Source organism: Gordonia sp. ALPHA1B1 (genome assembly GCF_005502615.1).
Lineage (GTDB): Bacteria > Actinomycetota > Actinomycetes > Mycobacteriales > Mycobacteriaceae > Gordonia > Gordonia hongkongensis.
In genome coordinates this window covers 1-8,351 of record NZ_SCOC01000070.1, presented here as the reverse complement: position 1 = coordinate 8,351, position 8,351 = coordinate 1, and the positions used below count along the sequence as shown (strand labels likewise).

General features: G+C 67.0%; 6 protein-coding genes. 5 read left to right on the top strand and 1 reads right to left on the bottom strand.

What is annotated here, in order from left to right; genetic code table 11:
• The first annotated feature begins 154 nt into the window (after window positions 1–154).
• On the top strand, window positions 155–1,858 hold the full coding sequence (locus FFS52_RS23145; RefSeq protein ID WP_137811048.1) for an HNH endonuclease signature motif containing protein: 1,704 nt from the start codon (window positions 155–157) through the stop codon (window positions 1,856–1,858).
• Between the two features lie 55 nt (window positions 1,859–1,913).
• On the opposite strand, the gene FFS52_RS23140 is transcribed toward FFS52_RS23145, so the two are convergent.
• A complete protein-coding gene (locus FFS52_RS23140) occupies window positions 1,914–5,342 on the bottom strand; it encodes an arabinosyltransferase domain-containing protein (protein ID WP_137811047.1) in 3,429 nt (1,142 codons plus the stop codon).
• A 134-nt stretch (window positions 5,343–5,476) separates the two neighbouring features.
• On the opposite strand from FFS52_RS23140, the gene aroQ reads away from it, so the two are divergent.
• From aroQ to FFS52_RS23120, 4 genes are all read left to right on the top strand, one after another.
• Window positions 5,477–5,935: a type II 3-dehydroquinate dehydratase gene (gene aroQ, locus FFS52_RS23135; RefSeq protein ID WP_068971650.1), complete on the top strand. Its 459-nt coding sequence runs from the start codon at window positions 5,477–5,479 to the stop codon at window positions 5,933–5,935.
• Between the two features lie 125 nt (window positions 5,936–6,060).
• Window positions 6,061–7,266 (top strand): DUF3500 domain-containing protein, encoded by a 1,206-nt coding sequence (locus FFS52_RS23130; protein ID WP_349291578.1) that lies wholly within the window; start codon window positions 6,061–6,063, stop codon window positions 7,264–7,266.
• Between the two features lie 136 nt (window positions 7,267–7,402).
• Window positions 7,403–7,885 (top strand): SRPBCC domain-containing protein, encoded by a 483-nt coding sequence (locus tag FFS52_RS23125; RefSeq protein WP_137811045.1) that lies wholly within the window; start codon window positions 7,403–7,405, stop codon window positions 7,883–7,885.
• On the top strand, window positions 7,878–8,195 hold the full coding sequence (locus FFS52_RS23120) for a metalloregulator ArsR/SmtB family transcription factor (RefSeq protein ID WP_068971647.1): 318 nt from the start codon (window positions 7,878–7,880) through the stop codon (window positions 8,193–8,195). Before FFS52_RS23125 ends, FFS52_RS23120 begins: the two co-directional genes overlap by 8 nt.
• The last annotated feature ends 156 nt before the right edge of the window (window positions 8,196–8,351 follow it).

The following is an 8,351-nucleotide window of genomic DNA, read 5'->3' as shown; positions in this document are numbered from 1 at the left end:
GCGCAACGCCCACTCCTCTAGGTCTTTTTCTTCGCAAGTCAAAACCTAAGCGAGACTGGGCGTTGCGTGCATTAGGCTCGCTAAAAGTAGCCCACTTCAGGGTCAGAAGAGCCACGTACATTCGCAGCACGGGTTCTCGGGGGAGGTGACCGTCATGTTCGATTCCCAGCAGGTCGTCGGCACCGACACGCAGGCGCCCCGCGTGGTCGAGTTGGTGGCCGATCTCCACCGCACCCTCGACAAGTTGCAGACCGTGGATCTGTCACCGTGTACCGATGCCGAACTTGCTGAAGTGGCCGCGGAGACCGAACGCGCCATCGCGCGTCTGACCGTCGCCGGTGACCGGCAGATCGATCAGGCCGTCGCCCGCGACCTGCCCCGCAAAACCGGGTGCCGAACACTAATGCAGTACATGACCCATCGGCTACGCGTCTTCAACCCGATGCGCCGCCGTAAGCAGATGGACGCCACCGCCCACCGGACCAGCCTCGGCGGCGAGGTCCTCCCACCCGAATACCCCTGCCTCGCCGAAGCGTTCGCACACGGCGCGGTCGGCACCGCGCACGTGCAGGCCGCAGTGGATGTCCTCGACCGCATCCCGGTCGCCGTCGACCACGACATCAAGGTCGCCGCCGAACGGCAGATGGCCGAGATCGCCACCAACCACACCCCCGCTGAGATCACCCAACTCGGCGCGCGGCTGCTTGCCCACCTCGACCCCGACGGCACCCTGACCGACGACACCGACCAGAAACGACGCCGCGGCCTGTGGATCGGTCGGCAACGCGCCGATGGCACCGCCAAGATCTCCGGCACCCTGACACCCGCACTCGCCGCCCGACTCACCATGTTGTTCGCCGTGTGGGGCAAACCCGGACTCAATAACCCCGACGACCCCGCCTCGCCCAGCGGGCCGGCCGGTGCCGCCGACCCCGAAGCCCTCACCGCCGCAGCCGACCGCGACGGCCGCACCCTCGCCCAGACCAATCACGACGCACTCGACGCCGCACTCGCCGCCGGATTCGCCGACGGAACACTCGGCACCTCGCACCGCGGCCTGCCCGTGCAACTGATCATCAAAGCCGACCTCGGGGACCTGACCCGCGAAGCCGGACTCGCGACCACCGCCACCGGAACCCTGCTGCCCATCCGGGACCTGATCGCGATGGCCGCCGACATGCAACCGTGGCTCGCGATCTTCAAAGACGCCACCACCGTCCCCCTGCACTTCGGACGGGGCAAACGTCTGGCCACCCGCGAACAACGACTCGTGTCCTTCGCCCGCCCCGACGGGGACGTGTGCTCGGCACCCGGCTGCGACCAGCCCGCCACCCACATCGAGCTTCACCACGCTGAGAAGGATTGGGCCAAGGGTGGTCTCACCGACATCGACGACCTCGCCCCGGCCTGCCCGCGACACAACCGGATGGTCGGCGACCAACCCGGGCAGTACACCACCCGGATCGTCCGGTCCGGGCCAGACGAAGGCCGCTGCCTCTGGCGATTGAACGCCGAACCCGGCGCACCGCCCAACCCCGAACGCCTCAACCGCCGACCCGACATACCCCGGCGGTTCGCACACCACCTGAACACCGTGCGCAACGAGATCCACGGACCTGCCACCAGGTCCGGCGACCAGTCGCGCCCAACCCTTCGTGACGCGCCCTCCGCAAGCTCCGGGCGCTCCTCAGGGAGCAGCGGGCGCCCCGACGCCGTCGGCTACGGCGACCGCGGCCGGCGCCTCGAACTCGCTTATCGCGAACTGGTCCATCCGCGAACACCGCCGGAGCACCTTACCAGCCCACCGCTGACCCCGGTCGAAGCAGAACTCGCACGCATACTCACCGACCACCGGTGACGGCAAAGCAGATCGCCTCGCCGACTACCACCGCGGCGACCGGGCCGTCGAACCGTCAGTGCCGCAACGGCGCGGGACTCCACAGTCCGCTGCGGGTGGCGGTGCCGGTCTCGATCTCGGCGAGCGTGTCGACGTCGCCGTATGGCTCGTAGCGTTCGAGGGCGCCCCAGTCGCGTCCGATGTCGGCCATCAGATAGGTGGGCACCGCCGTCGCCTGCTGGGAGACCTCGAGCCAGCCGAGCGGACCGCCGCCGAAGCGGTTCTGCCACGCCGACACCGCGGCTGCCAGATCCGAGCCCGGCTTGATGCGCCACTTCGGGATCTCCGCGACCCCCACGTCGTGGGTGAACGGGCGCTGGCACGGGAACGCCAGGCCCGAAGTCCAGTCGATGTGGACCGGATCGGTGCTGCCGACCACGTCCTGCAGGGTGTCCATCTGCGGGATCCGCGGCGGGGTGAGCACGATGAACCGGTCCTCGGCGAGGTTGTCGTCGGTCGCGACGATCCGCACGGCGGTGGTGTCGGACGGCAACTCGTCGGTGTTGTAGCGCAGGTTGCGCCACGACGGCCGTGGACCGGGATCGATCAGTTCGGTGTCGCCGGCGGCCTCGAGGTCGGCATCGCCGGTGTCGGGACCGATCGGGTCCGCGGTGTACTCGAGCATCACGTTCGGGTTGTCGTACTCACCGGCCACCGACATCGTGAGCAGCGGGCGGTCCCGCCAATCCGGCGGCAGCGCGTACCACCCGGAGGTGAGGCGGGCCGGGACCTGGTCGAGCTTGGAGTAGCTGCCCATGACCGGCGTCGAGGCGGGATCGAGGAAGAACGGGAGCGCCGCGGTGCTGCCGTTGATCCCGGGTTCGGCGATCTCGCCGCCGCCGGTACCGCCGGGGTTGGAGTTGACGATGTCGGGGGACTGCCAGACGTCGCCGGACAGGACACCCAGCGACCCCTCGCTGGCTGTCGACTCGAGTGCTGTCGGCACACCGTTGGGGGAGAATCCCGAGGTGGACGGCACGCTGCCCGGTGCGGGCGGTGGTCCGCCGAGAGGGTTGGGCAGCGTCGGGTCGACCGGGCGGAGCATGTCGCGGTCGGGGTCGGACTCCACCCAGACCTTGTCGGCCATCCCGCACGGGTTGCCGGCGACGGCGGCGAAGTTGGACCGGGGTACCGAGTACGACGAGCTCTGGTGGATGCCGGCGAAGATCGCGGTGACGATCTGGAAGACGACCACCGCCATCGCCAGAAAGGCCAGCGGGGCGGCCGCCATCGAGGCGACCAGTCGTCGGTACCACCGCTGATGCGCGGCGTCGGCGCCGGTGGATTCCTCGACGTGCGGATCGGTCCCGGTGAACGGCTCGCGGAAGTGGAACCACAGTGCGACCAGCAGCAGGGCGAGCGCGGTATAGAGCAGCACGCTGCCGAGCATGATGCCGCCGATCTTGACCTGCTCGACGCCCCACGGCATGCCCCACGCGGAGTAGTAGTAGTACGAGTTCGGCGCGGTGAAGGCGAGTCCGCCGATGAACAGGACGAGCGCGCAGAACAGGGTGCGGTTTCGCCTCGAGTGCATGGACTGCTGGCTGGCGGCGATGGCCGCGATCGCGGCGAGGGCGGCCGCGATACCGGCGAAGACGCCGAAGTGGTGGGTCCATTTGGTGGGGGTGAACATGAGGAACACCAGCGATGCGAAGGTGATCGCGACGATGCGGCGGGTCGGGCCGATGGCGGTCCCGGGGATGCGGTTCTTGCGGACCAGCACCGCGGCCGAGACGACCAGCCCCAGGATCATGGCCAGTACCGCGAACCGACGGGCGATGGAACCGTCGGCGGAGAAGGCGAAGAGCGCCGAGTAGCGACCGATCTCGTTGTACCAGCTCATCGACGGCCCGAGCGCCGACTTCATGCTCGACGCCTCGACGAACGACCGCAGGGTCAGGTTCGAGAACACGACGAATACGACGAAGGTTCCGGCGGCGAGGATCGGCGCGATGAGCGCCACGAACGACCATCGCAGCGAGCGCTTGCGATCGCGGTCGGCGGTCTCGGGATCGCCGGATGCCGATCCCGCGGATTCGGTGTCAGCGGAGGACAGTTCGGCGACGACGCGGGCTCGCTTGATGAGCGCCATGATCATCGGGCGTGCGCCGGCGATCAGTGCCGCCACCGCGAGCAGGCCCGTCGGGCCGGCGGCGATGCTGAACGCTCCGATCAGGCACGCGACGGCGGCCGGCAGCATGCGACCGGTGGCGATGGCCCGTTCGACCGAACACCAGGTCAGCAGGGCGCCCAGGCAGATGATCGGTTCGGGCCGCAGGCCGTTGTTGAAGGGGAACCAGCACGCCAGGAACGCGAACGCCGCCGTCCAGGCGACCATCGGGCGGGTCAGCGCGGCACGTCCCAGGCGGGGGAGAACCTCGTGACTGACGATGAGCCACACCAGGATTCCGCACAACAGTGCGGGCAGACGCATCCACGGACTGGCCACCGAGATGTGGCTGAGCAGTCCGAAGACCTGGTAGTACCAACCGAACGGCGCCTCGGGCGCGCCGTACCAGCGGAAGTAGTTCGCGGTGTAGTCGCTGTCCTGGGCCACCCTCGACATGGTCAGGAGGTAACCGTCGTCGGAGGTGTTGGGCCCGATCATGTGCCACACGATCAGCGCGCCGATCACCACATAGTCGCGCGCATTGAGTCGCCACCACCGTGCCGGGAAGATCCGACGATGCCGTCGGCCGTCGGTCGAGTCCAGTGCTGCCAGGGCGGACAGAGCCAGTAGCGTCGACGCCACTCCGACGATCACGACCAGCCACTTCGAGATGGTCGGCGCGGTGTTGTAGCGCGAATCGATGGTGACGTGGGCGTCGAGTCCCGCGATGTCGGCCGCCGGCCCGGCGAGATCGGTGAAGAGGCCGGTCACCTGGGGGCGCTGGTCGGACGAATACTTGAAGGCCTCTTTGTCCTCGGTCGTGCCGGCGAGTGGCTCGTCCTCGCCGTCCTCGTTCCGGATACCGCTCGTCATGCCGACGAATTCGGCGGTCACCGCGTCGGAATCGGCATGCACGACGATCTCTCGGCACCCCTGGTCGCGCATGTCCTGCAGCGTCGCCGACACCAGCGAGACGTTGCGGATGACCACCTCGACGCCCTGCCGGTCCAGGGGCGCATCGGCAGCACCGGTCTTGCGGATGAACAGGCCGCGCTCACCGGACTTCGGTGCCTGCTTGGGAGTCGTCGAGAGCAGCACCGACCCGCCGGGCGGCAGGGCGTTCACGGCAGTGCAGGGAATCGAGACGTCGAGGTCGACGGGCGTGTAGCCGATCAGCGGGGCCGACACCGAACCGATCTGACCGTTCTGCGGCCAGTCGATCTCGGCCGTTCGCTGCGACACCGGCATGAGGGGAGTCGCGAGTGCGAGCAGGAATCCGAGTAGACCGGTGACGATGGCGACGATCCTCGCTCGTCGAACGGTCTGCGCTGGCACAAAGAGAGATGGTAGCCGTTGGGATGTCTCACCCCCGTCGGCGGCGGTGCGGGCACGACGGGCGGGTGCTCACGGTCGCGCCGCGGCGACGCAGGAACGCCGATCGCCAGGTCAGGGCCAGTAAGGTGAACGCCATGTCCGACGCCGAGGTGCCCGACCGTCTGCCGATCCTGCTGCTCAACGGCCCCAACCTGAACACTCTCGGCACCCGGGAGCCGGCCGTCTACGGCTCGGACACCCTGGCCGACGTGGTCGACCTGGCCGAGCGCACCGCCGCCGAACTCGGTTTCGGTGTACGCGCGGCGCAGACCAATCACGAGGGGCAGATGCTCGACTGGATCCACGAATCCGTCGGCGAGATCAGCGGCATCGTCATCAACCCCGGGGGATGGACCCACACCTCGGTCGCCCTCGCCGATGCGCTCGTCGTCCCCGATGTCCCGATCCTCGAGGTGCACATCAGCAACGTCCATCGGCGCGAGGCATTCCGGCATCACTCCTATGTGTCACCGATCGCCGCCGGGGTCATCGCCGGTTTCGGCATCCGCGGTTACGAATTCGCGGTTCGCCGACTCGTCGATCTGGTCGGCTGACCAGAGCGGCACGGTTCCCAGGAACCGTCCAGGTTTCTCCCAGGGAGGGAGCAGTGGGCGCCGATAGCTTTCGTCGTATGCACAAGCGAACCTCTGCCTCTGCCCTTGCCTCTTCTCCTCGCCGCGTGCGCGTCGCCATCGTGTCGGCGCTGCTGGCCGGGGGCCTGCTCCTCGGTGGCTGCACCACCGACGCTCCCAGCACGTCATCGGCCTCGACCTCTGCGTCTTCGTCCGTGTCCTCCTCGATCACCACCGAAGACGCGTCAACCACCGCCACCACGATCTCGTCGTCCGCCGAAGCCGCTCAGGCGTTCCTTGCCACCCTGTCCGATGAACAACGCGAGCAGGTCACCTACGACTACGACGACGAGACCAAGACGACGTCGTGGTCGAACTTCCCGGTCACCTTCGTCGACCGCGCCGGGGTGAACCTCGCAGATCTGTCCGACGAGCAGCGGGCCGCCGCGATGAAGGTCCTGGAAGCGCTCCTCAGCGACGAGGGCTACGCCACCGTCACCGGAATCATGGGCAATGACAAATATCTTCATGAGAAGAGCAGTTCGACGGAGGAGTCGCTCGGCCAGTACTACATCGCCTTCTTCGGCGATCCGTCTGATTCGAGTGCCTGGGAGGTCCAGTTCGGCGGGCACCATCTCGGCATCAACGCCACACTCGATGGCGCGGCCGATGAGATCACCTTCGCTCCCACACATCTGGGAATTCAGCCGGCGGTGTACACCGATTCCGACGGCAACGAGGTCCAACCGTTCGACGGCATCTACACCACGGCGTTCGCGTTCTACGACAGCCTGACCGACGAACAAAAGGCAGCCCTGTACCAGGGGTCGACCGTCGCGAACATGGTGTGCGCTCCCGGAAGCACTTGTGATTACCCCACGGGGACAGGAATTTCGGGCGCTGATCTGACGGATGAGCAGAAAAAGCTGCTGCTCGACGTCATCGCGAACTGGGTGGGCCTGTCCGACGAGGAGACCACCTCCGAGGCACTCGCCGAGATCGAAGCGACGCTCGACGAGACCTACATCAACTGGTCGGGAGCCACCGCCTACGACATGACACAGGGTGACGGTATCTACTTCCAGATCTCCGGCCCCGACGTGTACATCGAATTCGCCGCGCAGCAGGGTTCCGCCGGTGCCGATGTCGAGGGCGTGACGACGTCGGGCTGGGGACACGTCCATACGATTTATCGCGATCCCGGCAACGACTACGCCGGCAGCGTGACCCAGCAAGCCGCCACCGGCATGGCCGGAGGAGCGGGCGGTCCCGGCGGGCAGGCTCCGGCTGGATCTCGCCCCGCCAGTGGTTAGTTGTCAGCCTCGGGCAGCCGCCGTCAAGCGACTCGCGAGTCCAGAAATCATCGACTGGCGCAACCGTAGGGTTGCAGAACCTCCGGACTGCTGCAACTATGGAGTTGCAGCAATCAACTTAGGCGAGGGAGTATCGATGAGCGAGAACACAACCACACATGACGTGACCGATTCGGCGACAGGAGAATTCGACCGGATCGAGCGCGAGATCGCGATCGACGCACCCGCCGACCGGGTCTGGTCTCTGGTCAGCGAACCGGGATGGTTCATCAACGACAAGGCGATCACCGAGCACCGGATCGAACGCGACGGCGACCTGTCGACCATCCACGACCCGGTCCACGGCGCCTTCACCTTCCGCACCGTCGAACTCGACGAGCCGCGATACGCAGCGTTTCGATGGCTCGCCGATGCCGCTGATCCGCAATCGGATTCGACCCTCGTCGAGTTCTGGATCACGCCGGCGGACTCCGGCGTGCTCCTCAAGGTCGTGGAGTCCGGTTTCGCGTCGCTGCCGGGAACGGAAGCGGAGCGACGCGCACGGTTCGACGGCAACAACGAGGGATGGACCATCGAACTCGAGCTGGCCCGAACACATCTCGGCGGCGTGCATGCCTGACGTCGCTCCCGTCGAGGTCTTCGCCGCGCTGTCCGACGAGAGCCGATGGCAGATCCTCACGCGACTGGGTTCGGAACCCGCGTCCGCGTCACATCTCGCGGCCGAACTCCCGATCAGCAGGCAGGCGATCGCGAAACACCTTCGGGTCCTCACCGAGGCGGGGCTGGTGACGTCCTCACGTGTCGGCCGCGAGATCCGTTACGAAGCCGTGGGGGCACAGCTGTCGCGGGTTGCGCATCGGCTCGACACCATCGGCCGTGGTTGGGATCGCCGTCTGGCCGACATCAAACTCCGCGCCGAAGAGGGCTGAGCCGCACGACAACCCTCCATGATCCGAAAGAAGCGACACCCATTGCTCCCTGAGCCTGGATCCGTGGATGGGTGCGGGGTGTCGATAACGTGAAAATGCCCTCTGAGCTGGAATGATTGGTGGTGTTGAGACAACAAAACATTCCAGCTCAGAAGG